Annotated in this window: 22 protein-coding genes; 8 read left to right on the forward strand and 14 right to left on the reverse strand. The window is 64.7% G+C overall.

All coding sequences use genetic code 11. The features are described from left to right. Positions 1–284 precede the first annotated feature (284 nt). From U1763_RS00325 to epsC, 3 genes are read left to right on the forward strand one after another with little or no spacing between them, the layout of a single operon-like run. Positions 285–1,178, forward strand: coding sequence for a fatty acid desaturase (locus U1763_RS00325; protein WP_332753603.1), 894 nt, complete (start codon positions 285–287; stop codon positions 1,176–1,178). Then, positions 1,175–1,999, forward strand: coding sequence for a phosphate/phosphite/phosphonate ABC transporter substrate-binding protein (locus U1763_RS00330; protein WP_332753604.1), 825 nt, complete (start codon positions 1,175–1,177; stop codon positions 1,997–1,999). Before U1763_RS00325 ends, U1763_RS00330 begins: the two co-directional genes overlap by 4 nt. Before the next feature lie 19 nt (positions 2,000–2,018). Continuing rightward, complete coding sequence (epsC, locus tag U1763_RS00335) at positions 2,019–2,972, forward strand: serine O-acetyltransferase EpsC (protein WP_132896531.1); 954 nt, start codon at positions 2,019–2,021, stop codon at positions 2,970–2,972. 308 nt (positions 2,973–3,280) lie between these two features. Here the strand turns inward: epsC and U1763_RS00340 are convergent, their stop codons facing one another. From U1763_RS00340 to U1763_RS00360, 5 genes are all read right to left on the reverse strand, one after another. Beyond that, positions 3,281–4,795: a tryptophan halogenase family protein gene (locus U1763_RS00340; RefSeq protein WP_132896530.1), complete on the reverse strand. Its 1,515-nt coding sequence runs from the start codon at positions 4,793–4,795 to the stop codon at positions 3,281–3,283. Between the two features lie 9 nt (positions 4,796–4,804). Beyond that, positions 4,805–5,836, reverse strand: a complete 1,032-nt coding sequence (locus U1763_RS00345; RefSeq protein ID WP_132896529.1) for a cupin-like domain-containing protein — start codon at positions 5,834–5,836, stop codon at positions 4,805–4,807. Between the two features lie 5 nt (positions 5,837–5,841). Further along, positions 5,842–6,651 (reverse strand): SapC family protein, encoded by an 810-nt coding sequence (locus U1763_RS00350; RefSeq protein WP_243693268.1) that lies wholly within the window; start codon positions 6,649–6,651, stop codon positions 5,842–5,844. Between the two features lie 40 nt (positions 6,652–6,691). Then, positions 6,692–9,880 (reverse strand): TonB-dependent receptor, encoded by a 3,189-nt coding sequence (locus tag U1763_RS00355; protein ID WP_332753605.1) that lies wholly within the window; start codon positions 9,878–9,880, stop codon positions 6,692–6,694. 947 nt (positions 9,881–10,827) lie between these two features. Beyond that, positions 10,828–12,270, reverse strand: coding sequence for an aminotransferase-like domain-containing protein (locus U1763_RS00360; RefSeq protein WP_332753606.1), 1,443 nt, complete (start codon positions 12,268–12,270; stop codon positions 10,828–10,830). Between the two features lie 57 nt (positions 12,271–12,327). On the opposite strand from U1763_RS00360, the gene U1763_RS00365 reads away from it, so the two are divergent. The 3 genes from U1763_RS00365 to U1763_RS00375 all read left to right on the forward strand — a co-directional run bounded on the left by U1763_RS00365 (position 12,328) and on the right by U1763_RS00375 (position 15,516). Continuing rightward, a complete protein-coding gene (locus tag U1763_RS00365) occupies positions 12,328–12,666 on the forward strand; it encodes a UrcA family protein (RefSeq protein ID WP_332753607.1) in 339 nt (112 codons plus the stop codon). Beyond that, entirely contained in the window at positions 12,663–13,511 is an 849-nt protein-coding gene (locus tag U1763_RS00370) for a PhzF family phenazine biosynthesis protein (protein ID WP_332753608.1), read from the forward strand. Before U1763_RS00365 ends, U1763_RS00370 begins: the two co-directional genes overlap by 4 nt. Positions 13,512–13,743: 232 nt before the next feature. Beyond that, positions 13,744–15,516, forward strand: a complete 1,773-nt coding sequence (locus U1763_RS00375; RefSeq protein WP_332753609.1) for a chloride channel protein — start codon at positions 13,744–13,746, stop codon at positions 15,514–15,516. A 52-nt stretch (positions 15,517–15,568) separates the two neighbouring features. On the opposite strand, the gene U1763_RS00380 is transcribed toward U1763_RS00375, so the two are convergent. The 9 genes from U1763_RS00380 to U1763_RS00420 form a co-directional block, all read right to left on the reverse strand. Next, positions 15,569–16,738, reverse strand: a complete 1,170-nt coding sequence (locus U1763_RS00380) for a copper resistance protein B (protein WP_332753610.1) — start codon at positions 16,736–16,738, stop codon at positions 15,569–15,571. Further along, positions 16,735–18,651, reverse strand: a complete 1,917-nt coding sequence (locus U1763_RS00385) for a copper resistance system multicopper oxidase (protein WP_332753611.1) — start codon at positions 18,649–18,651, stop codon at positions 16,735–16,737. Before U1763_RS00385 ends, U1763_RS00380 begins: the two co-directional genes overlap by 4 nt. A gap of 84 nt (positions 18,652–18,735) precedes the next feature. Further along, positions 18,736–19,299 carry an RNA polymerase sigma factor gene (locus U1763_RS00390; RefSeq protein WP_332753612.1) on the reverse strand — a complete coding sequence of 188 codons (564 nt, stop codon included), beginning with the start codon at positions 19,297–19,299 and terminating at the stop codon, positions 18,736–18,738. Beyond that, on the reverse strand, positions 19,296–19,745 hold the full coding sequence (locus U1763_RS00395) for a periplasmic heavy metal sensor (protein ID WP_332753613.1): 450 nt from the start codon (positions 19,743–19,745) through the stop codon (positions 19,296–19,298). The genes U1763_RS00390 and U1763_RS00395 overlap by 4 nt, the downstream gene beginning before the upstream one ends. Then, positions 19,745–20,023, reverse strand: a complete 279-nt coding sequence (locus U1763_RS00400) for a hypothetical protein (RefSeq protein ID WP_332753614.1) — start codon at positions 20,021–20,023, stop codon at positions 19,745–19,747. Before U1763_RS00400 ends, U1763_RS00395 begins: the two co-directional genes overlap by 1 nt. A gap of 160 nt (positions 20,024–20,183) precedes the next feature. Then, entirely contained in the window at positions 20,184–21,254 is a 1,071-nt protein-coding gene (locus U1763_RS00405) for an alpha/beta hydrolase (protein ID WP_332753615.1), read from the reverse strand. 23 nt (positions 21,255–21,277) lie between these two features. After that, positions 21,278–22,237, reverse strand: coding sequence for an alpha/beta hydrolase (locus tag U1763_RS00410; RefSeq protein WP_243693266.1), 960 nt, complete (start codon positions 22,235–22,237; stop codon positions 21,278–21,280). 227 nt (positions 22,238–22,464) lie between these two features. Next, positions 22,465–24,003: a GMC family oxidoreductase gene (locus U1763_RS00415; protein WP_332753616.1), complete on the reverse strand. Its 1,539-nt coding sequence runs from the start codon at positions 24,001–24,003 to the stop codon at positions 22,465–22,467. Then, positions 24,000–25,349 (reverse strand): alpha/beta fold hydrolase, encoded by a 1,350-nt coding sequence (locus U1763_RS00420; protein WP_332753617.1) that lies wholly within the window; start codon positions 25,347–25,349, stop codon positions 24,000–24,002. Before U1763_RS00420 ends, U1763_RS00415 begins: the two co-directional genes overlap by 4 nt. 240 nt (positions 25,350–25,589) lie before the next feature. On the opposite strand from U1763_RS00420, the gene U1763_RS00425 reads away from it, so the two are divergent. Both U1763_RS00425 and U1763_RS00430 read left to right on the forward strand, forming a co-directional pair. Continuing rightward, positions 25,590–25,862, forward strand: coding sequence for a PadR family transcriptional regulator (locus U1763_RS00425; RefSeq protein ID WP_332753618.1), 273 nt, complete (start codon positions 25,590–25,592; stop codon positions 25,860–25,862). Positions 25,863–25,885: 23 nt separating this feature from the next. Continuing rightward, entirely contained in the window at positions 25,886–26,515 is a 630-nt protein-coding gene (locus tag U1763_RS00430) for a hypothetical protein (RefSeq protein WP_332753619.1), read from the forward strand. Positions 26,516–26,538: the final 23 nt, after the last annotated feature.

A 26,538-nucleotide genomic window follows, 5' to 3' on the forward strand; every position in this document is an offset into this window, starting at 1 on the left:
AAGCGGCATTTCACCATCTATCCGATGACGACCATCGACCCTTCCCGTCGCCAGGCCCGTTGAGATCAATCCCATCCAGCGAAATGAACCGCTCCCAAGCGCGGCGACCATCGCGGCGGCCGGGGCCCTATCCGGTTACGAGTACGGGCCATGCCTGTTGCAAAAGCCGTGATCGTCCGACCGGCCTCGCCGAGCACACAAGCAGAATTTTCTCATTCTAAAGCGCAATCGACTGTCAAATCCCACCAGTCCGATGGATATTCTATTTCCAACTGGAGGTGGCGATGCAGCGAGATGATCTCAGCGAAGCGGTACAGTGGCGGACGGTGCTCGTCGCAGCCGCGATCTACAGCAGTTGGTTTGTCGTAACGGCGTTTCATACTGTCCTTCCATGGCCCTTGCTCATCCTTGTCGGCGGCTGGTTGCTTGCCTGGCATGGATCGTTGCAGCACGAGACGATTCATGGGCACCCGACGCGCAATCGCTCGATCAACGACGCGATCGGCTCTGTGCCCTTGTCGCTCTGGTTACCCTATCGGCTCTACCGTCGCAGCCACCGCGCTCATCACGCGGCCGAGGTCATCACCGATCCCCAGCATGATCCCGAGTCCCGGTATCGTAGCGCGACCGGTGGTATGGGAGCAGTATCTGGTAGGCTGCAATCGACGCTGCTCGGGCAGATGGTCTTCGGGCCGCCGATCCTCATTCTGCGCTTTCTGGCCGGGGAAGGGCGCCGTGCGATCCACCAACCGGCGCTGGTGGTTCGCGACTGGCTACCGCATCTCGCGGCGGTCATGGCGGTACTCTGGTGGCTGGATCATGTCGGGCTGAGCGTGATCCGGTATGGCGTGACGTTCGTCTATCCCGGCATGGCATTGACGATGCTGCGGTCTTATGCCGAACACCGAGCAGATCTTGGCAGTCCCGGTCGAGCGGCCAGCGTGGAGGAGGGCGGCCTGTTGGCGCTGCTATTTCTCAACAATAATCTGCATGCGGCGCATCATGAGCGCCCGGCGCTCGCCTGGCATGACTTGCCGGCCTATCATCAAATCCACCGAGCACGGTTTGCCGCACACGGCGCCCCGATCTACCGGGGATATGGCGAGATCGTGCGCCGGTTCGCGTTCCATCCGCATGACGACATGATCCATCCATCGCACCGGATACCGTTATCGTGACCCATCGGATTGCTTCGCTGGGCATGTACGATCATCCGGCACAAAGGAACGCCAACGATCAGCTCTGGACCGCGATCGCGCGCCTCCTTCGCGAGCAGGGCGTGGAGGACGTGCCGCCCCACCTCGATCGGACGCAAGCCGTGCAGGCGACCTGGCGCGATCCTCGGCTCTTATTGGCGCAGGCCTGTGGCTATCCGCTGGCCGTAGATACGACGCTGGCACTCCGGATGGTCGCACTTCCGGTCTACGATGCGCCGGGCTGCGTCGGCGCGACGCACACCAGCGTCCTTGTCGCGCGCGCAAATGATGACCGGGTGTCGATCGAGGCGTTTCGCGGCACCCGCGCGGCGATCAACGATGCACACTCCAATACCGGCATGAATCTGTTTCGGGCGACGCTGGCGCCGATCGCGGGGCGTTCATCGGCAACCGGCGGCTTTTTCCAAACCGTGATCGCGACGGGATCGCATCGTGGCAGCATCGTCGCGGTCGGTGCGGCGGATGCGGACATCGCCGCGATCGACTGTGTCACCTACGCGGCAATCGCCCGGTTCGAGCCCGAACTGACTGCGCGACTGCGAATCCTTATGAGCAGTCCGGAGTCGCCCACATTGCCGTTCGTGACCGCCGCCTCGACCAGCGCCGCCACGGTCGTCGCGCTCGAATGCGCGCTTCGGCACGTGATGCTCGACCCGGAACTGGCCGCCGTACGGGCATGCCTGTTCCTGGCGGGCACCGCGCCAGCCGACGAAGCCATTTCGGTACCGATAATGAGGCTTCAGTCAAATGCCGCACGCGCCGGATACCCGGACTTGCGCTGAGCCTAACAAGGATTTGATCATGTCGTTGACTGCATCGGATGCATCACTCGATCTCGCACCCACCCTCGACGAATTGCGCGCGGCCAGGACGTCGTGGCGACTGGACGCCATTGGTGGGCACAATGTCGCGCGGTTTCCGTCGCGGGACGAGACCGTGCGCATGATCGATGACCTGGTTGCAGCGCTTTTCCCTGGGCGGCTTGGCGCGTTTGCGGGGCCGGAAAGCATGGAGGATGCGTTCGTGGAGACGCATTTGCGACGCGCGCTGTCGGGATTGCAGCGACAGATCGAGAACGAGTTCGACTATTGGCAAGGCGAGGCGCTTCTCGCGTTCGACGTCAGTCAGGCCGCGATGATCGTCGGGCTTTTCGCTGCCGAACTGGGGCCGATCCGGGAACTGGTCGACGACGATGTCCGCGCGGCGTTTCTCGGCGATCCGGCGGCCCGCAGCGCCGACGAGATCCTGATCTGCTACCCTGGAATCGTCGCGATCCTGTATCACCGGATCGCCCACGCGCTCTACGGTCTGGGAGCGCCGATCGTGGCCCGGATCATCTCCGAACTCGCCAACAACCGCACCGGTATCGACATTCATCCCGGCGCGACGATCGGGCGCAGCTTCTTTATCGACCACGGCACCGGTGTCGTCATCGGCGAAACCGCGATCGTCGGCGACCGCGTGCAGATCTATCAGCACGTCACGCTGGGGGCCCGCAGCCCCCTCGGCGTGACCGATGTCTCGGCGCGCGAGCGGCTGGCGCGGCATCCGATCGTCGAGGACGACGTGGTGATCTATGCGGGTGCGACGATTCTCGGCCGGGTGACGATCGGTCGGGGCGCGACGATCGGCGGCAATGTCTGGTTGTTGGAGGACGTGCCCGCGGGCAGCGTCGTCGCCCAGCCAACGGCGACGATCCTGTCAGGCGATGCCGCGGGGCATCTGCACGAAGCGCTGAGAGGTCGCTCGGGATAGGGCAGGTTCAAGCCCGCTAGAGGTGAGGGCTCGCCGGGTGCTTAGATGCCGCCTTATCCGATCCGGTATCGTCCGCCCCGATTGCCCGCTTTTACGTCTAGTGCTCACCCCCATCATGCTGTCGATCTGGGCTTAGCGTCCTCCTTCACAAGCGTATGACGAAGGGGGCGTATCTGGCGCTGTTCTGGTCGAATATGGCGTGGACGGCGATCAAGCTCGCATGTGTTGCGCCCCGTCTTGCGCTGCAGATCGCAAGGCTCACCGCTCGGGAGGAGGATAGGGTGCTCGACCGCATCGTTCCGAGCGGTTCAGTTCATCGATCGGATCCCGGACCCGGCCGCGATCGGTGGCGCGAGGTAGCGATCCAGGAACTGCTGGTGCGTCGGCATGCCAGAGACCATGCCGGCGATGTCGCTGCGGATCTTGGTCAATACGCTGGCGAGCTGTGGGCCACCCATGATGCTGCCCAGGCGATGGTGGTCGTGTGGAACGAGATGCTGGCCGAGCATGACCTGCACCCAGCTGGCGACACGGAACAGGTCCTCACCGCCCTGATACGCCTGCGCGCCTTCGGCGAACAGCGCGATCCGTTCGACCAGTGTGTCGGGGATGGGCATGTCTCTGCGCGCCGCCCAGAACGGCTCGGGACGATTGTTGAGGTGATAATGGAGGATGATGAAGTCGCGTACGTGTTCCAGCTCGGCTTGCGCCTGATCGTTGAACCGCGTCACCACCGCGGGGGCGATACCGCCGAACGGGAAGCTCTTCATCAGCCGCAGGACGCCGGTCATGATCAGGTGGATGCTGGTCGATTCGAGCGGTTCGACGAACCCGCTGGCAAGGCTGAGCGCGACGCAATTGCCCTTCCATACCTGCCGCCGGCGACCGGTGCGGAAGCGGATCAGCCGCGGCTCGGTCAGCGGCGCGCTGCCGATCGCGCCGAGCAGACGGGCGTGCGCCTCGTCGTCGGACAGATGCTCGCTGGCATAGACCAGCCCGTTGCCGACGCGGTGCTGCAACGGAATGCGCCAGCGCCAGCCCGCGTCATGCGCGATCGCGCGCGTGTAAGGATGCGCCGGACCCGTCGAAGCGGTCTGCACGGCCAAGGCGCTGTTGGTCGGCAGCCATTGCGACCAATCCTCGTAACCGGCGGCGTAGGTGCCTTCGATCAGCAGCCCGCGAAAGCCGGTGCAGTCGATAAACAGGTCGCCGTCGACGCGCTCGCCGGAGTCGAGGACGAGCGCGCGGATAAAGCCGGTTTCGCCATCGCGATCGACGCTGGCGATCCGTCCCTCTATCCGTTTCAGCCCGTTCGCCTCGCTGCGGGCGCGCAGGAACCGGGCGTAAAGGCCTGCATCGAGGTGATAGGCGTAGTTGATCTCGCCTTCGGACGGCAACGCGAACCGCTCCGCCTTGGCCGCCTGAAGCTCGAGGCAATAGTCGCCGATCTCGCTCGGATCGCCGGCGGCTTTGGCGGCCAGCCAGAAATGGTGGAAGTCGCCCATCCAGGTCGATTTCCCGAGGTCGCCGAACGAATGGATGTACCGATCGCCCTCGTGTGCCCAGTTCTCGAACGCAATGCCGAGCTTGAACGTGGCCTGCGTCGCACGCATGAACTCGCGCTCGTCCAGCCCCAGGATCGCATGGAACGAGCGCATCGTCGGGATCGTCGCTTCGCCGACGCCGATCGTGCCGATCTCCTCGGATTCGACCAGCGTGATGTCGAGCAGCTGCCCCAATTGGCGTGACAGGGCGGCGGCGGTGAGCCAGCCCGCGGTGCCACCGCCGGCGATGACCACTTTCCTGATGCGCTGCTCGACCATGATCGGCTCCTATCGGTTGATGCGCTGGAGAATTTTGGCGCGCAAACGCCGCGCCGACAGCGCATCCAGCGGTGCAAGCTCGCCGTGCGCGTGCTCGGGCAGGTGCGCTCTGGCCTGATCGACAGGGCCAAAGACATAATGGTCGAACATCGCGCGCCATGCCCGCTTCTCGTGATCGGGCCGGTCGCGCAGCGACAGCAGCCCGTGGAGTAGCGTGTTCATCGGCGTATCCATGAACCGCGGCACCGCGTTCCACCAATAATTGATCATCACGTTGAACGCGTCGAGCGCCTCGACATTGTGCCACCACAACGCCGGGTAGAGCAGCACGTCGCCCGGTTCGAGTTCGGCGACCTCGGCATGCGCCAGCGCTTCGGCAAAGCGCGGGTAGCGATCGAGATCGGGGGCGCGGAGGTCGACCATGCTGACCACCTGTCCGGCCGGCGTCGGCTCGAGCGGCCCGGGATAGAGGTTGGCAACCTGATCCGGCGGGAACAGCGTGAAGCGCCGTCGGCCGACGAGGCAGCACGCCAGGTTGTTCGACATGTCGTAATGCGTTGAGGCGACCGTCTGATTGCCGATCCAGATGCTGACGAGCGGCGGGTTCTCGACGAGTTGCGGATCGCCGAACGGCAACGCCGCCTGCGCACGAAGGCCGGGCAGATACAGATCGATGTCGGTCGAACCGATATAGATGGCGGGCGCATCCGGATCGTCGAGGCTGGCGAGGATCTGATCCAGATAGCCGGACAGCGAACCGCTCTCCCGCTTGAAGTTCAGCGCGGTGCAATCGTCGGAATAGCCGAAGCGGCCGCCGATCGCCGGATCGCCGAGATACGCGGTAACCGGACGCCCGGCGTCGAACTGCTTGAGCCACGTCATCGCCGGCTCTGCACCCTCGAGCCCGATCGCGACCAGCGGCAGGTCGCGCGCGATCCTGCGCAGGATCACCGGAAGGCCGTCGGCGATCAGATCGGCAATGGGCACGCCAGCCGCGTCCGCCCCCTCGATCACCCGCGTACGGCGTGTGATATCCGCCACCGCGCTTAACCGATCTGGCTCAGCAGTCGTTGCTTGCGGGCAATCAACTGCTGGATGTTGCCGAGCGACGCCGCGGCGAGAATGGCGAGGCGCAGCACACCCGATCTATGCAGCCGCTCGAGCGGTTCCCCGGTCAGCGCAGCAAGCTGCTCGATGTCCACGACCAGCACGTCGGGAATGGTATAGCGGCGCTCTTCGCTGACATCGACGGTCAGCGTCACCGGCGTGAGGAGACCTACCTCGTCGAGCGCGGCATAGGCGGCCGGCGCGGTTTCGATTCCCTGGTACAGCAGCCGCAGCACGCTGGTGACATGATCGAGATACGGTGTGTTGCCACCATGTTCGAGGAACAGCGGCAGGCCTGCACTATCGCCGACCCGCGTATCGTCGAGATCGACGTGCAGCATCGGCTCGCCCACTTCGTCCCCGGATGCGCGGACCATTCCGATCGAGAAGGGGCCACGCTGGTGACTGGCTGGGACATAGCGGCTCGTCCAATAGTCGCCGGCGAGAAACAGATTCTCGTCGCGGTCCAGTCCCAACAAGGCGTAGGCCTGCAACCCTTCGTCGCGGCGACGAAATATGATCGCGAATTCGCGCTGTGCCTCTTCGAACTCGGCCGGGAATATCAGTGCCTGATTGGCGGCGTCGCCAAACGCACTACCTGCTCTCGGGCTGACGCGCAGATTGGCATGGTCGATATTATTGATCTGTACGGGGTTCATCCGCTCCGGTCCTGTTGTTGGATCAGGTCTATCAGCGCGATGGCGGCCAACAAAAGAAAAAGGCCGCCGCACGACGTCGCGGCGGCCCATTATAGTGTCGGGTGTGGACCGAGATCCACGCCCGCCTTCGTCAGAACCGGTAGCGCGCGCCGAGATAAAAGCGCGGTTTGAGCTCCTGCACATAGACCAGGTTGGTCTCGGTGCGGGCATATTGCCGGAACGGCTCGCTCGTCAGATTGACCGCTTCGAGCGACACCGAGATATTCTGCGTCACGTCGTAGCTCAGGCTCGCGTCCAGGGTGCCGAACGCCGCGGTGAAGAGCGGGTTGCGGTTGGTACCCTGGTTGGTAGCGGCGAGGTATTTATCGCGCCAATTATACGACACGCGGGCCGAGATTCCGTTCTTGTCGTAGATGGCGGTCAAGTTTGCGCTGTCGCCCAAGCCGCTTAGTGCGAAGATGTTGACGTTCGGATCGGCATAGGGGTCGACATTCACATCGCCGTTGACCTTGGTATACGAGGCGGCGAACCCAAAGCCGGTTTGGCCAAAGAAGTTGGTCCAGGCGACTTCGAAGCCGTGAATGTCCGCCTCGCGATTGTTGATCGGCTCGCTGATCGCAAAATTGACCAGCGGATCGTTGACGTCGCCGACAAGGTTAACGTCGAGTGCAAGTTGGTTGTAGAATGCACCGTTGAGTTTACCCGTTGCCGGATCGAGCGCGCCCTGGAAAGCCGCCGTTGCCGCTGCCTGGTTACCGGCATTCTTCTGCAGCAACGCGGTGTAGGCGAACAGATTTTCGTCGGTCTGGGCGATCCCGTTGGTGCGCAGATAGTCGAGCGCCGTCCCCGAGCGTGATCCCGCCACCCCCGAACCCGGATCGCGCAGCCCGAACAGATTGCCACTCGTCACCTGGTTACCGACGAAGTTTCGCACGTTCTTCTTGAAGAAGCCGACCGACACGAAGCTTGTTGGCTTGTAGTACCATTCGACCGACACGTCGAAATTGTCCGAAATCAGCGGCAACAGCGCTGGGTTCTGGCGTGAGGCCGGCGCTGCTCCCGCACCCAGCGCGGTCGGGCGGTTGGGGGCGTTTGCGGTGACCGAGGCGAAGAGATTGCCATAGTCGGCTCGCGCAAGCGTCCGGCTGAACGACGTACGCGCGACCACATTGTCGAGCACTTCGATGTTGAAATCGAGCGACGGCAGCAGGTTATTATACTTCGCCTTGACGTTGACGGCGCCACCGGTCGCTCCGCCGAGGATGGCGAAGTCGTTGTCCGATTGCCATTCCAGCGCCGTCGGGATCGACTGGATAGCTAGCGAGTCGACCCGGGTCTGCTCGTAGCGAACGCCGATCAGCGCGTTCGCGCGACGGCCGCCGATGTCGCCGGCCCATTTCATCTGACCATAGACGGCCCAGGTCTTCTCGCCGACGGTATCATCCGTGGCGCCCTGCAACACCCGGCCACGCCCCGGGACATTCGCATAATAGGGTGAGAAGACGTTCAACAGGTCGACCGCATTACCGCGGAACGCAACCAGCGCCGATCCGGTCGACGCCGGGTCGAACTTGTCGAATTTGCAGGTCAGGCAATAGGTGCTGACGAGGTCGCCGGCGAGCTGGCTGACCAGACCGGTGTCGGTGATGCCCCAGTCACCCAGAAGCTGCTGCGTGTTGGAACTGGCCGAGCGGGTCTTCGCATCCACATAATTGCCACCCAACACGAAGCGGCTCTCGTTGCCGAGATCCCAGCCCAATTCCCCGTTGAACTGATTGACCCGCGACTGCTGTTCTGAGAAAATTTCGCGTGCGATCTGCGTGCCGACATCCCCGATATCCAGGATGTTGTTGCAGTTACCACCGCGGCCGCCGTTGGTGGCGTTGCAGTCGTTCAGCGTTTCGGACTGTTGCGGGAAGCCGTTGGTGAAGTCGACCTTATGCGTTGCGCGGACCGGGGCGCCGATCGAGATCGTCGTTGCCGACGTGCCGTTCGCATTGTCCGGATCGGTCGTCGATTTCGAATGGTTCGCGTCGAGCTTCAGCGACAGGACGTCGGTGAAGTTCCATTTCACATTGCCGCCAAACGAGTAGAGCTCGGTCTTCGTCGCAAACCGCTGCTGCTCGTAGCCCTTGTCCGCCTGTTTCGATTCCGCCAGAATGACAGCAGTCTGCATCTGCTTGTTGTCGTCGAATGTGACTTCGGTGAAGGGCCGCTGGAACCAGTTGGTCTGCTCGCTACGCTCGTCGCTCAACTTGTTCCGGGCATAGAGACCATCGATCGTGATCTCGAGCCGGTCGGTCGGCTTGAACTGGATGTTCGCCTGGCCGTTAAGCCGCTCACGACGGTTTTCCGAGAACTGGTACCGGCTGTCGTTCGGGATCTGAACATAGGCGGTGGTCGGCGTGTTCGTGATCTTCGTCGCCGCATCGGTGTAAACGCCGTTGCGCGCCATGAAATCGGCGAGCGGTACGATGTTCCAATAGTTCGGATTGGACTGGACCGAGGTCGATTCACGCAGCTGGTAACTGCCGAAGAGGTTGACGCCGAAGGTTTCGCTGGGATTCTTCCAGTTGATCAGTCCGGACAGTTCCGGAGTGACCTTTTTGAGATTGGCTTCCGCGTTCTCGACTGAGCTGTCATACAAGGCCTTGGCGCCGATCGAGCCCGAGAAGCCGTCCTCGCGGGAGTCGAGCGGCCGGCGCGTGACGACGTTGATGGCCGCGCCGATGCCGCCTGACGGGATGTTGGCCCGGCCGGTCTTGTAGACTTCCAGCGTTGCGACGCCTTCCGACGCCAGGTTCTGGAAGTCGAAGGAACGGCCGGTGCCGACCGCGAAGGCGTTGCCGGTGCTCGTATCGATGCTCGTCGACGCCAGCTGGCGGCCGTTCAATGTCACTAGGTTGAAGCCACCGCTGAACCCGCGCACTGCGACCTGGGAACCTTCGCCATTGGCGCGGGTGATCGACACGCCGGTGATCCGCTGCAGCGACTCAGCTAGGTTGGTGTCGGGAAACTTGCCGATATCCTCGGCCGAGATGGCGTCGACGACACCTGCGGACGTGCGCTTGATGTCGATCGCGCGGTTGAGACTGGCGCGGATACCGGTAACGACGATGTCTTCGGTCGTGCCTTCACCAAGCGTGTCGGCCGCGGGGGGCGCGCCAGGCGTCGTCTGCGCGCTGGGGGCGGGGGCCGTCTGCGCTGGACCCGTCTGCGCAGGACCTGTCTGCGCGCTGCCGGTGTTCGAGGCTGCCAGCCCTGCCACGACGGCGATGGTAGATACCGAATGCGCCAACGCGCGCGGAAATTTGATCATAGTCCCTCCCCTAATTCCGGCCGCCCTGATCAGGCCAGAGTGCACACGGTCGTTGCCGCTTATGATAGGGCTACCATTCCGAGAGATCGTGTCAACGGCGGGAACGTCGTAATTTAGATCCAAAACGACGAGTAACGGTGGAGCATCTAGTTCCGTTACAGGGGTTTGCGGAACGGCGACAGCTGATTACGCCCGAATCCGACGCGAAGCAGTTTTACTTTTCTTATCAGTATTGCCGCTTTGTGACATAATTGGCACTATATTTAGCGGGCCACCACACCAGATCCCGAATATAGTATTCGATAATCAGTAATATAGATCAACAACCGTCGGCCAGACTGTTAGTCTTTCCGCAAGAAAGGCTGCGAAAGCCTAGATCCAGGTTTGATTGACGAAAATCACACCTGTCCTGACCATCGCCATCCTTGTGCGTACGCTAAAATCTGTGTGCGTAAGCGTGCCGGGAGGAGCCTCTATGATAGCGATATCTCGGGTAGGGCCTGCACCACGCGGGGATGACGCGGACCCAGACGTGCCGATGGGGCATCGCTAGCGATGGTCTTGGCTGGCGATCCGGTCACACCCTGATCGTCGGAGCGGATCAGCAAAACGCTTTCGCAAGACCTTGCTGGATTCACATAGCGCGGCGGGACGAGAAACCATGCTGCCGGCCCCCCGCGTATCGAGCCCATACCCGCCGACCAGTCCGCCGCCCGCGATCGCGCCATTCCAGGCAGTGACGATCATCGATTGCGCAACGTCCGCGGCCGAGCCTGCAGCGTGCGTAGAGGCCGTCTGAACAGCGTGAGCGCGCCGCCAAGGAACGTTCCCGCGGGTACGCGGAGCTAAAAGGCGAGCGGCGTGCCGTCACGTCGCACCCAAGGTTCGCGTATTCGTCGATCACATGGCGGACAATCTGGTCCGGCATCGATCGCCCCAGGCTGTCCTCAACCCACCGACCGGCAGGCGTCACCCAGAAACGCGAACAGCGCATCGTCGTCGCACATCGCCACGTTGAACCGCAAATAGTCGCCCCACGCCCCGCTCGTGCTGAACACGTTGCCGGGCGCCAGCACGATGCCTTGCGCCAGTGCCGCGCGGGCGAGCGTGACCGCGCCCATGCCATCCGGGAGCCGCGCCCATAGGAAGATGCCGGCGTCGGGCTCGATCCACGGTTCGATCCCGACCGCGCGCAGTCGCTTCACCGTCCGCGCCATCGCGCGCGCCAGCCGAGCGCGGAGGGTCTCGACATGCCGGCGATAGCTGCCGTCGGTCAGTACGCCGTGGAGCAGATCGGCCGACAGCGGATTGCCCGACATCGAAGTCGCGATCCGCAGGTCGGCGAGCGCCTCGACCCAGTCCGGTCGCGCGGCGATATGCCCGCAGCGGATGGCGGCGGACACAGATTTGGAGAAGCTGCCGATCCGGATCACGCGGTCGAGACCGTCGAACGCGGCCAGCCGGGGTGCGATCGCATGTTCGAAATCGGCGAAGATATCATCCTCGACGATCACCAGATCATGCGCGTCGGCAAGCTTCAGCAGTTTGTGCGCCGTCGCGGCGGCCAGGGTCGCGCCGGTCGGATTATGGACCGCGGAGTTGGTCAGGTAGAAACGCGGGCGATGCTCGGCGAGTGCGGCGGCGAATGCCGCCACGTCCGGCCCGGTCGGCGTCATCGCCACGCCGACGACCTTGACGCGGTGCGCGCGGAGCAACGCGAGGAAGTTGAAATAGCACGGATCGTCGACCAGCACGGTGTCGCCGGGTTCGAGCAGGAAGCGGCAGACAAGGTCGAGCGCATGCGTACTGCTGTCGGTCAGCAGGATCTGGTCGGGCGCGGCATCGACGCCCTGTCCGGACAGCCGCCGGGCGAGCAGCGCGCGCAGCGGCAACGATCCCTGCGGCGAGGCATAACCGGTCAGCGCGCGATCGCGGGTCTCACGCGCGGCGGCCCGCAGCCCCTTGCGGATCGCATCGCCCGCCAGCCACTCGTCCGGCAGCCAGCCACAGCCAGGCTTGATGCGCTTGCCACCATCGGCGAGTGACTGGCGCAGCATCCACAGCGGATCAACTTCGCGCTCGACCGCGCCACCCAATCGGTCAAGCGCCAGCGGGGCGAGCGGCGAGGCGACGTAGAAGCCAGATCCGGGTCGCGACCGGATCGTGCCGTCGGCGGCGAGCCGGTCATACGCCTCGACCACGGTGGATTTGGAAAACCCGATCGTCTCCGCCATCGCGCGCACCGACGGTAGCCGCGCACCGGGTGTCAGCGTCCGCCGCTCGATCCGATCGCGGATGACGTGCATGACCTGTCCGGTCCGCGTTTCGAGCATGTTCGTCGCCATCGTACCGCTCTCTTGACCAATACAGTTCGCCCCGATCGTACGCATCCGTCCCTGTCCTGGCCAGCTGCAAATCGGCATCGGTGGCCTGCACAGGAGGTTCTCATGACGACCAAGATTCTCGCCGCCCTAATGCTAACCACGCTGTCCGCGCCAAGCACTGCGCGCGAAATGCGGGTCGGCCCCGAGCGGTACGCCGTCACGGTGCCGCGCGCGGACCTGTCATCGCCCACGCCGGCCTTGGCACGCCGCGCGCTGCGCCGCATCGATCGCGCGGCGACCGCGGCGTGCGGCGGGGCGGGCGGGAGCCTGCGCATAGTTACCCAGGCGATCCAGGCTTCCGCCTGCTGGCGCGGGGCGGTCGGCGATACGGTCCGCCGGATCGACGCACCGCTCCTGACTCGAGCTTGGCAAGACCGCCGCCAACCGGAGACTCGCTCATGACCAAGTCCTTCAAGCTGGTCGACGTGTTCGGCACCGCGCCGTTCACCGGCAATCCGCTCGCGGTCGTCGCCGACGCGCAGGGCCTTTCTACCGACGACATGCAGCGCATCACGCGCTGGCTCAATTTGTCGGAAACCACGTTCCTGTTACCGCCGACCGATACCCTCGCCGACTACCGCGTCCGCATCTTCGCGCTTGCGCGCGAACTGCCGTTTGCCGGGCATCCGACGCTGGGAACATGCCACGCGTGGCTGGAGGCGGGGGGAACGCCGAAGCGCGCGGGCGTGATCGTGCAGGAATGCGGCGTCGGTCTCGTCGAGGTCCGCCACGACGACAACCGGCTTGCGTTCGCCGCACCGCCGTTGATCCGTAGCGGCATGCCGACCGAAGTGGAAATCTTGGAAGTAGCCGACCTGCTGCGGATCGACTGCGCCGCGATCGTCGATGCGCAATGGGTCGACAACGGTCCCGGCTGGATCGCGGTGATGCTCGCCACCGCTGCGGACGTGCTGGCGGTCGAGCCTGCCCGCCATCATTCCCGGCGCATCGACATCGGGATCGTCGGCCCGCACCCGGCTGGCAGCGACGCCGCGTTCGAGATCCGCGCGATCTTCAGCGACGCACACGGCGCGCTGATCGAGGACCCGGTCTGCGGCAGCCTCAACGCCTCGGTCGGCCAATGGCTGTTCGCCAGCGGTCGCGCGCACGATCGCTATGTTGCCGCGCAGGGCTCGTGCATCGGTCGCGACGGACGCATCGACGTCGCACAGGATGGGAACGGACAGGTATGGGTCGGCGGTCGGACGACGACGATGTTCGACGGGCAAGTCCGACGCGAGCGCTAGCGCTGAAACGCCCATCGAAGCACAGGATCGTGGGTGTCATCGAAGGTGGTCACTATGTTGGTCTTGTGGATTTGAAACAGCGCCGCGGTCGTCGGCAGCGTGTCCTCGAAGCATTCCGTTATCGCACAGGCTGCGGCGGGGGACGTGCAGAAACCCGGTCCTGAAGCTGCGGTGGGTGTGTCAGTTGAATGGCGAACGAAATTCCTGTCATGATTGCCGCGTCCCGACGTAGATGAGCAAGACCGAATCCCCGGCCTGGCGCACGACCCTGAACGCTCTTTCCTTCCTCAAATGGATTCGCCGCCGTGTCCGCGCGAGCGAGGCTGCCTTCATCGTGCTGGCGACGCTCGTCGGGGCCGGGGCGGGGCTGCTCAGTGTTCTACAGGGCGCGATTGCGCGGACGTTGCAGCATGTGCTGTTCGGCCTGTCGTCGGCCGGGCGTTTGAGCGCGCTGCCGGCATTACCGGCGGGCGCACTCGTCGTGCTGCCGATCGGCGGCGTCGTGCTGGCGGCTTTTTCCTTGGCCGTCCGATCGCGCAAGCGCCGGATGGTCGATGCGGTCGAAGCGAACGCGCTGCACGGTGGTCGGATGTCGGTGTCCGACAGCCTCGTCATCTCGGTACAGACTATGCTGTCCAACGGGTTCGGCGCGTCGGTCGGGCTCGAGGCGGCCTATGCGCAACTGGGCGGCGCAATCGGATCGGTCGCCGGTCGTGTGTTCAACCTGCGCCGTGCCGACCTGCGGAATCTCGTCGGCGCCGGGACGGGCGCGGCGATCGCGGCAGCCTTCGGTGCACCGCTTGCCGGCGCGTTCTACGCGTTCGAGATCGTCATCGGTGCCTACACGCCGACCGCGCTCGCCCCGGTGGTGGCGGCGGCGCTGGCCGGGACGCTGGTCGCGCAGCTTCTCGGGATCCAGCCCTATGTTATCGATTCGGTCTCGACGATGCCGACCGAGACGTATCACTATCTGATCTATGCAGGGCTCGGCGCGCTGTGTGCCGGGATCGGTGTCGTCCTGATGCGCGCGGTGGCGCTGGTCGAAACCGCATCGCGGCGCGCGAAACTGCCGGAATGGTCGCGGCCGACAATCGGCGGCCTTTTGCTCATCCCCATCGCGCTGGTCTCACCGCAAGTCCTGTCTGCAGGACATGGCGCGCTTCATGCCGATCTCGCTTTGGGGGCATCATTGGCGTTCATCGCGATGATCTTCCTCGCGAAATGCGCGGCTTCGATCGTGTCGCTGGGCTTCGGCTTTCGTGGTGGGCTGTTCTTCGCGTCGCTGTTCCTGGGCACACTGGTCGGCCATTTGTTTGCCGGCAGCCTGGCTGCGCTGGCCGGGCAGGACGTGGTCGATCCGCGCAATGCCGCGCTGGTCGGGATGGCGGCGCTCGCGGTTGCGGTGGTCGGCGGGCCGATGACGATGGCGATGCTGGTGCTGGAGGCGACGCATGATTTTGCGCTGACCGGCGCGGTACTGGCGGCGGCGCTGGTCTCATCGACGATCGTGCGCGAGACCTTCGGCTACAGCTTCTCGACCTGGCGACTGCATTTGCGCGGCGAGACGATCAAGAGCGCGCGCGACGTCGGCTGGGTCAAGACGTTGACCGCGGGGCGGATGATGCGGCGTGATGCCAAGCCGTTGCCGGCGGGGATCATGATCGCCGAGTTCCGACGCCGCGTGCCGCTCGGTGCGACCAGCCGAACGGTCCTGATCGATGGCGAGGATCGGTATGCAGGCATCGTCCAGACCCCGACGGCTTATGCGGAAGGGCTTGATCCGCAGTCGCCGGTCGGCCCGCTGGCGATCAACATCGAATCCGCGCTGACGCCGACCATGGATATTGCCGAGATCATGCGTCGCTTCGACGCATCGGGCGCTGACGAACTCGCAGTGCTCGACGACGACCGGCGGGTGCTCGGCATCTTGTCAGAAAGTTTCGTCCGACGACGCTATGCCGAGGAACTCGAAAAGGCACAGCGGGACCTGTTCGGGGAGCGGTGAAGCACAGCGCTGCCAAGGCCGGCCTGGCTGCGCGGCGCGGCGGACACCGCCATCAGAACCAGAATCGTACGCCCGCAACCAGGCTGGTCGTCGTCACATCCTTGCCGTCGGTCCGCGCGTAATCGGCGGTGCGACCGGTCTTCACCTCATAGGATATCCCGACATAGGGGGCGAACTCACGCGCGATCTCGTAACGAAGGCGCAAGCCGAGTTCGGCGTCGGATAGTCCTGCACCGACCCGCGTTTCGGGAATATCCTGCGCGGCTAGATTGAATTCGACCCGGGGCTGGAGCACGAGCCGCTGAGCAAGGCGCTGGTCATACCAGCCTTCGAGCCGCCCGAGCACGTCCCCCTTGGTCGAGACGAAAACCGCCGCCTCGGTATCGAACATGTACGGCGCGAGACCCTCGACGCCGATCGTCGCATAGCTCCGCGTCGGTGATGGTGCGAAGTCGTGGCGAATGCCCGCCTGCACATCGAAATAGGGGCCGATCGCGTGGCTGTAGAGCGCCTGTACCTCGGCGGCCTCGACACCGCCGCGGACTGCGCCGGAGCCTTCGGTCTTGATGACCGCGCGGTCGATATCGCCACCGAACCAGCCTTCGCTGTCCCAGCGATAGCCGTCCTTGCCATTGCGGATCTGATATTCGGCGAGATTGAACATCACCTGCGCCAGGCGTTGCGCACCGCTCTCCCGCATCATCTGCGCGCGGGCCGGCATCATAGCGGCGGCTCCGAACTGACGATCGGCAAAATGACCGGTTGGTAAGGGCGGGGCAGGGGCATTGCCTGCCGGGAACGCGGTACCCGTCGGCGCGATCTTGTCGGTGGCCATCGCGGGCGCAGTCATGTCATGACCGGCATGTCCGCCGGGCCTGTCCATCTCGGGCACCGTCATACCAGGCGCCGTCATACCGGGCGCCGTCGTACCTGGCATCGTCATGCCGGGCATATGCGCGTGATCCATGGCCGGCATCGCGGGTTCCGTCGACGGGCGCGCAGCAGGGGCCGTCGGGCGGACCGTCGAAGCCTTCCGCGTTGCGGCAGAGCGCGTCGGTGTCTTTGCAGTCGCACGCTTGGCAGGCTGAAGCTTGCGAGGCGCGGGTTTAGCGCGCTTCGGTTTTGCGGGCATCGCCATACCGTGCATCGCGTGATCCTGCGCAAGGGCACGCGTTGCGATAGTTGCACTGCCGATAAGCAGTAGTGCGAGGACGCGGTTCATGCCGTGTCTCCCGCTGGACGGACGCTCACCGTCCGCATCATCCCGGCATGCATATGGTAGAGCATATGACAATGAAACGCCCAGTCGCCGACCGCGTCGGCGGTAAGATCCCAGCTTACCTTGCCGCCCGGCTGGACGATCACCGTATGCTTGCGCGGTGCATGGTCGCCGTGTCCGGTCACCAGTTCGAAGAAATGACCATGGAGATGGATGGGATGGGCCATCATCGTGTCGTTGATAAGCGTCACGCGGACACGCTCGCCGAGGGTGAAGGGAAACGGGTCCATCGTGTCCGACATCTTCACGCCGTCGAACGACCACATGAAGCGCTCCATGTTGCCCGTCAGGTGTATGTCGAGCTGCCGGGTCGGCGCGCGGACGTCGGGGTTGCGCTCCACGGCGACCAGATCGCGATAGGTCAGCACCCTGTGCCCGACATTTTCCAAGCCTTGTCCCGGATAAGCGGTGCGATCGATCGGGGCCATCGCGACCGTCTGAACGCCGGGGTTCCGATCGATCGCCGGCGCGTTCGAGAAGTCGCGCATCGACATCCTCATGTCGGCCATGTCGCTCCCGTGCATCGCCGAGGGCTGCCCCATTACCATAGCAGAATGGTCCATGCCCGGCATCGATCCATGATCCATGGCTGGGTCCATTTTCGCCGTCGGTCCGGGCATGGCGGGCGCTGGCATAGCCATTGCGGGCGTTCCGGGCGTCGCGAGCTGCGCCGATCCATTTTGTTCGGCGGTCGGATCGACCCCGTGGTTTGGGGCGGCCCTCTCCATGCTGGCATGGCTCATTCCGCCCATGCCCATGTCGATCATCGTCGCCAATGGTCGTGCGCGCAGCGGTGGAACGGCGGCAGTCATGCCGGCGCGGGGCGCAAGTGTCGCGCGGGCCATGCCCGATCGATCGACGCTTTCACCGACCAGCGTGTAGGCCAAATCACCAGGAGTCACGATCGCGTCATAGGTTTCGGCGACGCCGATCTGGAATTCGTCGACGGCGACGGGCCGCACGTTCTGCCCATCGGCCTGCACCATCGTCATCGGCAGGCCGGGAATGCGGACGTTGAAAGTCGTCATCGACGAGGCGTTGATGATCCGCAGGCGGACGCGTTCGCCCGGTGTGAACAATGCCGTCCAATTGTCGCGGGGGCCGTGGCCGTTGACGAGATAGACATAAGCGGCGCCGGTTCCGTCGGCGATGTCGGTCGGAGACATCCGCATCCCGCCCCATTTCAGCCGGTCCTTCAGCGGCTGGTCGCGGCCTGCCAGCGTTCCCGCGAGCGTCTGCTTCTGGAAGTCGTAATAGCCATCGCCAAGCTTCATCCGCCGGAAGATCGCGGCGGGCGACGATGGACTGTGATCCGACAGCACGATGACATGCTCACGGGTCGACGCGACCGGATCGATGCCCGCGGGATCGATGACGATCGGACCATAGAGCCCGAGCTGCTCCTGCAAACCCGAATGGCTGTGATACCAATAGGTGCCTGCCTGTCGGACCGGAAACTCCGCGACATAGGTCGATCGCGGGGCGATACCGGGAAACGAGACGCCGGGTACGCCATCATATTGCGCGGGTACGAGCAGCCCGTGCCAGTGCAGTGAACTGTCCTCGTCGAGGTCGTTGACGACCGACAGGCGCGCGGTTTGACCTTCGCGCAGGCGGATCAACGGGCCTGGAACCGTGCCGTTGATCCCGATCGCCTTCATTACACGTCCATCGATCGTTATGCGTTGCCGTGCGATCGTCAGGCGGATGTCGTCGCCCGACACCATTGGTAGCGGTGCTGTCAGCCCGGCCGAGACGGACTGCGCCCATGCCGGCATCCAGCCTGCAAACGCAGCGGCCCCGCCAGCGAGGCCGGCACCGCGCAACACCGTGCGGCGGGTAAGATGGTCGTGCATTCAGGCTCCAGAGTACCGCATGGGTGATGATGGTGGTACGCACGCCGGATGTCGCCCCCTCGACGGCGCGTGTTTTTTTCCTCGTCAGAAACGATCGAGCGCGGTTCGTAAAGCCTCCCGAGCGCGCCGAACACGTGTCTCCACCGCCTTGATGCTTATGCCAAGAATCGTCGCGGCGTCCGCCTGGCTCATGCCGTCGATCGCGCAGAGGACCAGCGGCTCGCGCGTGGCGGCGGGAAGCGCAGCGATCGCGCGCAGGGTCCGGTCAAGGTCTTGCCGGTCGCCGGCTACGACGCCCTGATGCGGGGAGTCGTCGGCGACGCGATCATGCGCCTCGGCGGCGAACGGCATCAGATAGCGGCGCACCATCCGGCGTCGTATGCGGTCGCGACAGGCGTTCAGTACGATCCGTACGAGCCAAGGGCGCAGCGGTCGTTCGAGATCGAACCGGCTGAGCGATCGATACGCGCGTACGAAACTGTCCTGGGTTGCGTCGAGTGCGTCGTCGGCATCCCCCAGGCTGGCGCGGGCGAGCCTGTAGAGCGCGGCACGATGTCGACGGACGATTTCGGCAAATGCGGCGTCCTCGCGTGCGAGCGCCAGCGTGACCAGCTCGGCATCGGACATCGAGGTGAACGCGGTCGTCACTTCGCGGCATGGGAGTCGTCGGTCAAGGCTTTGACCACCGCGGCATCGAACTGCGGGGCCTGTCTGGGCGTCAACACTTGGCGCATCGCAAAGATGTGGGCGAGTGTCGCCTTTTGCAGTTCCCCCATCGTGGCGTGCGTGCGGTCGACGGCGGCGGCGACGCCCGGACCATAGCCGTGCTCGGTCTCGATCGCGGCGGCGAGCACTGTGTTGTCGGCCCGCATCTGACGTTCGATCGCCGCGCGATGGACCGCATAGACATGCTCCAGCGCGTCGAGCCTCGTCGTCTGGTCGCGATTCAGATCCATCCGGTTGTGCAGAACAGCGTGCAATTCGGCGGCGGGCGTCGCGGCCGGGACGGTCAAGACGCGGCCCGCGATGACACCCACGATTGCGGCCACGAACGCCGCCAGGATGATGAGCAGCACGTCGGTACGCGGCCTCATCACGATCCGCCAAGCAAGGTGGACGGCGCAAGGGCGCTTGCCCCGCCCAGCATCTCGAACGCGCCGACCGCCCGCGTCGGCGGTGCCTGGTCAAGTGAACTGAGTCCGCCGAGAAGCAATGCGCCGGTGACGGCGGCGACGCCGAGACGAAGCATTGTGTCGGTCTGGGCCCGTTCGGTCGCTATCCGACCCAGCACGGCGTGTTCGAAACCCTCGAGTTCGTCGGTCAACGTCACCGAGGCAATACGCGCCAGCCGGACGTCCAGGTCGTCGATCATCATCGTTCCTTTGCCCTATGCAGTACCTACGCGTGCCGTTGCCCGGCCCCTCGCTGGCGATCAAAAATCGTCGCCTCAGGGCAATGAGGCCTATCAGGCCGCGTGCTCCCATGCGCACAGGCGATGCAGATCCTGTCACGATTGGGGAGGGGCGAGAGTCTCATCCACCGGTAGCAAACGCGCGGCGTAGTGCGGCGAGTTTGGCGTGGGTGAACTGCTGCGCTTGCGGCGTCTCCGGTGCAACGCGGTCGAAGCCGTGGAACGCGCCGGGGACGAGCAGGAATTCGGTCGCGACGCCGCTTTCGGTGAGGCGTCGCGCGTACGTCATGTCCTCGAGTGCGAACAGGTCGACGCCGCCGACCGCGATGAAGGCGGGCGGCAGGCGGCGCAGGTCGGCGACGCGCGCGGGGACGGCGGCGCTGGGTACCTGCGCGGTGCCGGGCGCCATGCCGAGGAACGAGCGCCAACCATATTGATTGGCCGGGCCATCCCAGCCGACCGCGCCGATGAACGGCGGCAGCCGGACTGCGCCGCCGGTGCGATCGTCGAGCATCGGATAGATCAGCGACTGGAACGCGACCGGCACCTCGCCGCGATCCCGCGCGACGATCGCGAGCAGCGCGGCGTGGCCGCCGCCCGCGCTTTCGCCCATCACCGCGATCCGGCTGCGGTCGACGCCGAGCATCGCGGCCTGCGCATGGAGCCAGCGCAACCCCGCGTAATTCTCCTCGATCGAGCCGGTGTAGCGCGTCTCGGGCGCCAGGCGGTATTCGACGGTGACGATGACGCAGTCGATGTCCTTGGCCAGTTGCTGGAGATAAGCGAGTTCCTGCTTTGCCGACCCGACGATGAAACCGCCGCCATGCGTATGCAGGATCGCCGGGCGCGCTGGACCACCGGGCCTCGCATTGACGACATAGACGGTGACGTCGGGCTGTCCGCGACCGACCACAATTTGCCGCGTCTGAACGGGTATGTCGGCAAGTGGCGGTTGGGCGCCGGCCGCGCCCGTCGCGCGCAGCTTGGGCAGTTTGGCGTCGGTGAACGGGCCACCCTGTGCGGAGAGCAGCATGATCTGCCGCGCGGCCGGGCGCAGTTCGGACGCGACATGCGCCAGCGCCTCGCTCGATGGCTGCGGCGTTGCGGCAGCGCCGGCCACGTCCGCCAGCATCGTGCCGGCGACGACCGCGCTGCTGGTGCGGAGCATGTCGCGCCTGGTCCATCCGGTCATGACGGTCTCCATTCCGTGTCGGGTCAAGCGGCAGCGACGCGGTCGGCGATCCAGCGCAGGAACAGGTCGGGCCAGGCGCTGGCGGGCAGGTCGGGCTCGCCGGTGCCGAAGCCGTGCCCGCCGCGCTGGAAGAAATGCGCCTCGACCGGGCGTTTCGCCGCCTGCATCGCGCGCATCATGATGACGCTGTTCTCCGCAGGCACCGCGGGGTCGTCCAGTGCGTGGGCGAGGAAGATCGGCGGGGTCGCCGCGGTGACGTGCTCGGCGGGTGAGCGGCGGGCGATCAGCGCGGCGTCGGGGGAGGGGCCAAGCAGCTTCAGGCTCGAATCGGCATGGCCGATGCCGGGGACGTGGCTGATGACCGGGTAGATCAACCCGACATGCGCAGGGCGGGCGTCCAGACGGTCGATCGCATCGCGCACCGGCGCCACCGCCTCGCCGAACCCGGTCGCAAGGCTTGCGGCAAGGTGCCCGCCAGCCGAGAAGCCGACCACCGCCAGCGTCGCGGGATCGAGACGATATTCGGCAGCGCGCGACCGGATCACGCGCACTGCGCGCTGCGCATCCTGCAACGGCACGTCGGCGCGGTGTGTCCAGCCTTCGCCAGGCAGGCGGTAGATGAGCACGAACACCGTGTAGCCGAGTGCATTCATCCGGCGCGCGACGTCGATGCCCTCGTTGATGACCGAGACGAACGTGTAGGCGCCGCCGGGGATCGACAGCACCGCCTGGCCGTTCGAGCGCGCGGGGACGAATACGCGCAACTCGGGCTGCGCCACGTTGCGTACGAAATTCTTGGGGTAGTCGGCTGGCTGCGGTTGCGCGGCAAAGCCGGTTTCGGGCGTGCCCTTCGGCCATAACGGTATCCGCGGCTGCTGATCCCATGACGCCGGCAGGCCCGGTGTCGCCGCCAGCGCGGGTGTGCTCGCCACCAACGCTGCCGATGTAGCACCGGCGGCGATCAGGATGCTGCGACGACTCATAGGGGTTCGATCCATGGGGGGTGACATCGCGGCCTTCCGGTAAGAATGAACGATAGACGCTATGCGGCAATCACGATGTGAGCAATCGGCCTTGCCAACCGCGCCCAGGTTTGAGCGAGGCCACGGCGCGCCCGGTCGCCTTGGCGCCTGCTATTCGGGCGTGTCGTCGACCCAGCATACCGGATCATCGCGAAGTGATTTTTGGTGCCAGCCGCATGCTCACCCACCTAGCGACGGGATGCGATAAACCGGTCGGCGGTGCGCAGCGACAGCGCCATGATCGTCAGTGCCGGGTTCGCCGCCAGCGCGCTTGGAAAGATCGAGTTGTCGCATATCAGCAGATTGGGAATGTCGAAACTGCGACCATCCGCATCGACCACCGCCTCGTCGCCGTCATGCCCCATGCGACTGGTGCCGATGGTATGCGCGGAGCGATCGACGGCGAAGATATCTTTCGCATCCGCCGCCGCCCAGATGTCGCTAAGCGTGCGGCGGGCGTGGCGATCGATGGCATGCTCGTTGGCGTGGTAGCTGAAGTCGATCCGCGCCTTGCGATGGCCGAAGGCATCGGTCTCGTCGGCAAGCGTCAAGCGATTGTCCGGATGGGGCAGGCATTCCCCATTGATGCCGATCCCCGCCATATGATTGTAGCCGCGCAAGATAGTCTGGAGGCGTTCGCCCCACATGCCCGCGCCGCGTGCGAGACCGGTGGCAAGATTGACTGGCAATACCCCCAGGCTCTGGATCAGATAGCCACCGGCGCAGTCGGCATCGTCGGGGCGCAGCATATCCTCGCTGATGAGCGACGAGGGGTAACCGCGATTCATCCGCATATCGGCATCGAACCGGCCCCAAACCTGCGTCGCGACATGCGCCATGAAGTTGCGTCCCACCTGACCGCTCGAATTGGCGATACCCAGGTTGAGCAGCAGGCGTGGTGTTTCGACACCCCCAGCGCATAGGAAGACCGCCGAACAGCGCTGGCGGTGTTCCGCGTCACCTTGCCGGTACACGACCGCGCTGATCCGGCCGGCGGCGTCGAATTCGAACGACAGCACGCGGCACCCAGCGCGAATTTCCGCACCATGGGCAGCGGCGAGCGGCAGATAGGTCGTGTCCATGCTCGTTTTGGCGGCGTTTCGGCAGCCTTGGTGGCAGGCGCCGCAATTCACGCAAGCCTGTCGCTGACCCCAGTGCGGTTGGTCCCGGTCGCGTGACACCAGTGCCGCCGGTGCGTCGGTTGCGACGATGCCGACTGCCGCACAGCCCCGCGCCATCGCGTCGGCCGGGGCGTTGCGCGCCACGGGCGGATACTCGTAGCGGCGGTGCTCGTCCCACGGATACCGCGCCGGGCCCGATACCCCGGTGAACTGCTCCACCTCTTCGATGTAGCGGATCAACTCGGCATGATCGATCGGCCAGTCGGCGCCTTCGCCGGTCAGCGTCTTCAATTGCAGGTCGCGCGGGTCGGGGCGGGGGCAGAACGCGCCCCAGTGCAGCGTCGACCCGCCAACCCCCATACCCGAATTGTTCGACCCGAACGCGGTAGGATTGGCGCCGCCACTCAGTCGCTCTTCCATCCAGTAGATGTCCGCGGCGACCTCGTCGGCGACATGGTCTTCCGGACGGAATACGCCGCCAGCCTCGAGCGCGACGACCGACAGGCCCGCTTTGGCGAGACGTGCGGTGAGCGGTGCTCCACCTGCCCCCGTGCCGATCACGACGGCATCGACGACGTCCGCCTCGCTGTGACGAAAACGCGTCACGACGCGCTCTCCGACGCACGTTGCCAGGGTTCCAAGTCGTCCGCCGCTGTCCGGATGTAGCCTTGCTTGCGATGTGCATCCCCGCCCACGGCAAATCCATCATATCCGATTTCAGCCATTGTCGTCGGTAGCGACATCCAAACACGCACGACTTCCGCGCGAACATCTTCGAACCACAGCTTCATCTGCGCGGGGGAAAGATACGCGTCGTCGTCTGCGCGGCCAGCCTCTCCCTCGGCAACATTTTCGAGGAGGCTGGTCCAGGCGTGATCCTGCGCCGCAAGACCGTCCATCAGCATGTGCAAGGTCGCCAAGCCGCGGATCCAGGCTTCGCCATCGGCGGGCAACGCAGCGAAGCGCCACCCATCGCCATCACCCTGAGCGACGCCGAATGCGATACGACGCGCCAGGTCATGGTCGACGCCTCGATCCGGCAGAATCTGCCCGATCAAGATGGCAAGCGTGGCATAGTGATCGTCGGTCCAGGTCGCTGCATCGCGGACAGGACGCAGCCTTTCGAGCATCGCGCTTCGTGTCCTCTGGCTGACCCGATCCGAGCCGAGGATCTGGGCAAAGTGCGCCGGCAGGATTGCGCCTGCAACCGATGCCGCGTGTTCGCGGATCAGGGCGGCAAGCGCTTCGGGTTGTTCGTAGGGGATCAGGTGTGCCGCATCTGCCACCACCCGCAATTCGGCGGTGACATAATGCGGCTGGTTCAGCCGGCGCTGTGCATCCGCGTCGAGATCACCGTCTTCGGCACCGGCGACGATCAGCGCCGGAAGAGTGATCCGTCCAGCGTCCGCGCTCCAATCCTCGCGGCTGCCACGCTCCAGCCATCCCAGCCACGCCGCTCTGTTTGAGCGCAACACGTCGTCGATCGCCCTGTCGCGCAACACGTCCGGCAGCGGCGTAGCGGTATTGGCATCGACAAAGGTCACGGCGTCCTCGCGTGACGCCTGACCATCGGCAAACCAGCCGATCATCTCGGCCCGCCGATCCTCTTCCATCGGCTCTGGACTAGGGGGCGACGCGGCAACCAGAACGACGCCCAGAACACCCGACAGGCCGATCTCTCCGGACGCTGCACGCGCTGCAACCAGCGTCGCGATCTTGCCGCCCATGCTGTGTCCGACAAGGACGCACGGGTTGGGCTGGCGAGATCGTATTTCGTCCGCCAGCCAGTCGGTCATCGTGCCGACATCGGCATGGCCAGCCTTTGCAGCGTCGCCGAACCCAGGCAGGTCGAGCGCCACGCATTCGTACCCCGGGAGATGATCGATGACCTGCTCCCATTCACGCGCACTGGCGCCTAGCGCGTGAAGAAACACCAATGTCATTCCGGTCATGAAGCCTCGCGAGATACGTCCTTGCCGGACGTTGCAGGACCGTGTCCGTTCCCTCGACTTGCCGCCAGGAAGGCAATCTCGATCAATTCGCTCGCACTTTGCGCGTTGCGGTCATGAACATCGGGGACCGCGCAAACTGAATCCAATCATCAGCAGCCAGCTTAACCGTATCACCGTTGACTCTTAACTCTACATATGTTGAAAAAACGAATGACGCGCGATCGACGACCCTCGAAACAGATGCTCACGCTACTCGCGGCGATGGCGGATCATCCTCAGAATTGGCGGCATGGGTATGACCTGATGAAGGATACCGGCATCTCGTCGGGCACGCTCTACCCGTTGCTCGTACGGATGACGGAGCAGGGATTGTCGGAGGCCGAGTGGCGCGAACCGATACAGGCCGGGCGGCCCCCGCGTCACGTCTATCGTCTGACCGCCGCGGGAGTATCGCTTGCGCGCTCGATCGGGAATGACCGTGCGCAACCCGTCGGGGAAATGCTCCGGATATGACTGTCGCGCTGTCCCGGTGCCTGATGAAAATCGCAATCCGCTGCGTCGGTGCTCGTCGTCGCGATTGGGGGCTTGCGATGCTGGGCGAGTTCGAGGCGTCGATCGCCGATGGCAAGCCGTTATCCTTTGCGCTTGGCTGCCTGCACGGCGCGTGGCGGATGATGCTCACCGACCCGGACGGGCGCTTTGCGTTGACGAGTTACGCGCTCGCGGTCGGCCTGATCCTTCCCCTCGCCGCCGTGTTGACGATTGGCGCGATTATCGGCTTCCCGTATCTCGATTTTGGGCATGACGACGTCGTTGGTATCCTGTCATTCGGTGGTGCCCGCTCGACTCTTCTCGACGACGGCAACCTAGCGGCGGCATCGTCACTGTCGCTAGCCGTGTTCCTGCTGGCCGGCGCGAGTGTCCTCATCGCCTGGGCGATACTGGACCGTAACTGGGATCGCGTCGCAGCGCTTGAGCGGTTCACCGCGGCGGCGACACTGACCCTGATAGTATTCGTTGCGCTGCTCGGGTTCGATGAGACCCGCATGGCGCTGCCGATCCTGGCGTTTGTCGCGCAGCATGTTGCGATCCTGGTGCTCGTGCGGTGGCATTGGTGCATAGATCGAGACACCGCGAATACGCAGTACGATTCCGGGTATAGTTGATCCGTTTGGTGTCGCCGATTACC

This window comes from Sphingomonas sorbitolis (assembly GCF_036663875.1).
GTDB lineage: Bacteria > Pseudomonadota > Alphaproteobacteria > Sphingomonadales > Sphingomonadaceae > Sphingomonas.